We start from the raw sequence: 2,231 nt of genomic DNA, 5'->3' as shown, positions 1-2,231 counted from the left end.
CTTCGCTCGTTATTTCAACTGCTTTCTTTTTTCTATGGTTATCTTACATCCCATCCACATATCACCAAAGAAGGTAATACAATTTATAATATTTTAATTATGCTAGGACACTAGGGAATTTTTTAGGAAATATTTAATAGGCGAAATTACTTTACTATTATGGTAAAAAGTTTCACTATAGTGGGGTTGTTGTTATAGGGATATGGTGATTTAGATATGGAGAAAATTATAAAAGAGGTTGTTGCTAATGAGGAAAAGAAAAAGAGGGGGAAAAGCTCTTCTAGGCCAGCTGATGGCTTGGAGGGTTCTGGTGCTGGTGGTGTTAATAACAGTGAGTTGGAAGAGGTATTAAAAGGATTGGTTACTAGGATAAAGGTTATTGGTTGTGGTGGTGCTGGTACCAATACTATTTCTAGGTGTACTGAGGCTGGTATTGAGGGTGCTGAGTTGATTGCTGTTAACACGGATGCCCAGCATCTTTTGGTTTCTAGTGCGCCGCATAAGGTTTTGATTGGTAGGCGTATTACTCGTGGTCTTGGTGCTGGTTCTCTTCCTCAGGTTGGTGAGGAGGCTGCTACTGAGAGTGAGGAGGATATCCGTAAGGTTGTGGCTCCTGCTGATATGGTTTTTGTGACTTGTGGTCTTGGTGGTGGTACTGGTACTGGTGCAGCTCCTATTGTTGCTGAGATTGCTAAGGAGGCTGGTGCTTTGACTATTGGTGTTGCTACGCTTCCTTTTAAGGTTGAGGGTCTTGTTCGTATGGACAACGCTGAGGCGGGTTTGAAGCGTCTTAGGGAAGCATGTGATACTGTTATTGTTATACCAAATGATAAACTGCTTGAGATTGTTCCGAATCTTGCTTTGAATGCTGCTTTTAAGGTTGCTGATGAGGTTCTTATGAGGTCGATAAAAGGTATTACTGAGATGATTACTAAACCTGGTCTTGTTAACCTTGATTTCGCTGATCTTAAGACTATTATGAAACGTGGTGGTGTTGCTATGATTGGTCTTGGTGAGGCAGAGGGTGAGAACAAGGCTGTTAATGCTGTTATAGAGGCTTTGAATTCACCGTTGTTGGATGTTGATGTATCTGGTGCTACTGGTGCTCTTGTTAATGTCACTGGTGGTGATGATATGACAATCAGTGAAGCAGAGCGTGTTGTTGAAGAGGTTTATTCTCGTGTTGACCCTAATGCTCGTATTATATGGGGTACAACTATTGATTCTGGTTTAAAGAAAACAATTCGTACGATGCTTGTGATAACTGGTGTTAAATCAAAGCAGATACTTGGTCCAACGCAGAGAACATATGAAAACAAGGAATACGGGATAGATTTTGTAGCATAAAAAAACAGTTTTTAACTAAGTAATAAAAGATGCTTCGATATTTTTAACTCCAGGGGTTCAAATCCCTTCCCCTGCACTAAATTTCATTCGTTTATGACCCTAAAGTATATGTTCTAGTAAATTATTCTATATCACTATAAGGATGGGATAATAGTTGATATATTGCGACATATGTGGTACGCAGATAGATTCATCTGAGGCATATGAAATATTTAGTCAAGACGGCCGGCCATTGAAAGTATGTAAAGATTGTAAAAAGATGTCTGAGTGGATGGGGAAACAAACCCTAAATTTTTCAGAAGATAAATTGAGCGATAAATCTCTAGATGAATTTGAATTAATGCGTCAGCGACCCCTGGGAGTCACAATTTTAGCTGCTTACAAATAATAGGAGCAATCATTTCGTTCATTCTTATTTTTTTATTACCTAGTCTTTTTGAACAATATCGAGTAAATGAGCTATTTGGTCTGTCACTTCTTGAATTAGTTATGACAATTGCAATTATATCAATACCGATATCAATACTGTTGGGAATTGGTCTGCTAATAGGAGAAAAATGGACTAAAACAACAACAATTTTTTTTGCAATTTTCTAATGTAATAACGTCTTTAATAAATTTCAATTTTTTAGGACTTTTTATACCAATCGTTATAATATATTATTTGAAAACTCCTGGTGTAGACAAATTTTTCAGTAAGGAACCAAGATTTAATATAACAATAAAAAATATAATAATCATTGGCGTAATATTTGAAATAATTATCAACGTATCATTATCTCTTCTTATTTTAAGTCTCAAATTTAAATTATTAAGTAACTTCTAGTTTCATTCAAAAACTACTTCTCTATGCCATCACCCTATCGTATATCCTCTTTAAATCC

General features: G+C 36.5%; 2 protein-coding genes. Both read left to right on the top strand.

Annotated elements, in window-relative coordinates; translation table 11 throughout:
• Positions 1-216 precede the first annotated feature (216 nt).
• A complete protein-coding gene (ftsZ, locus tag QHH19_07215; GenBank protein MDH7518109.1) occupies positions 217-1,347 on the top strand; it encodes a cell division protein FtsZ in 1,131 nt (376 codons plus the stop codon).
• Between the two features lie 154 nt (positions 1,348-1,501).
• Positions 1,502-1,735, top strand: coding sequence for a hypothetical protein (locus QHH19_07210; protein MDH7518108.1), 234 nt, complete (start codon positions 1,502-1,504; stop codon positions 1,733-1,735).
• Positions 1,736-2,231: the final 496 nt, after the last annotated feature.

This window comes from Candidatus Thermoplasmatota archaeon (assembly GCA_029907305.1).
Lineage (GTDB): Archaea > Thermoplasmatota > E2 > DHVEG-1 > DHVEG-1 > JARYMC01.
The sequence above is the reverse complement of the archived record's forward strand: the minus strand, read 5'-3'. Positions and strand labels throughout refer to the sequence as shown.

Excerpts from the sequence above, each read along its gene's own strand:
- ftsZ (MDH7518109.1), top strand. The coding sequence starts at position 217 with ATGGAGAAAATTATAAAAGAGGTTGTTGCTAATGAGGAAAAGAAAAAG.